Source organism: Alcanivorax sp. HI0044 (genome assembly GCF_001634945.1).
The window spans coordinates 1-434 of record NZ_LWEZ01000863.1 but is presented as its reverse complement, the minus strand read 5'-3'; the positions used below and the strand labels follow the sequence as shown (position 1 = coordinate 434).

At 54.4% G+C, this 434-nt stretch carries 1 pseudogene; it reads right to left on the bottom strand.

Features of this window, described 5'->3' with window-relative positions:
- Nucleotides 1-316 (bottom strand): annotated as a pseudogene (locus A3730_RS10160) (HEPN domain-containing protein); the annotation flags it as partial.
- Between the last annotated feature and the right edge of the window lie 118 nt (nt 317-434).

Here is a 434-nt window from a genome sequence, read left to right as displayed (position 1 = left end):
GCAGTGCGCTGATGGCACCGGAATAGACCTTCCAAACCAGTTTTTTCAGGCGCTGGCTGTTATCAAGGGTGTGGAGCTTTTCCAGGAAGGCATTGAAGGTGGCTTGTTCACTTAGCCCCTGCCGGTCATCAATTTCGCTAGCGTAGGCCGCATTGAAGGCAATCCACAGGAAGATGAAACGGCTGTCTGGGTCGGATTCCTGCTCGGCCCTATCCAGCCAGCTCAGGGCACGGTGAACGCGCAGACTCAGGTCTTCAGGATAATCATCCCGTTCCTGTCGCTGGCGTGTTTTGAGTGTTTCGTAGCAGGTCCCCATATCCCTCCCCCTGAGCGCCAACACCGTAGAAGCGTCAGCTAGAATCCTTTCTAGACCTGAAGGCCGTTCGTTTTTTGCTGTGAACCTTATCACACTCAGCCGAAATCACCAGAACGGC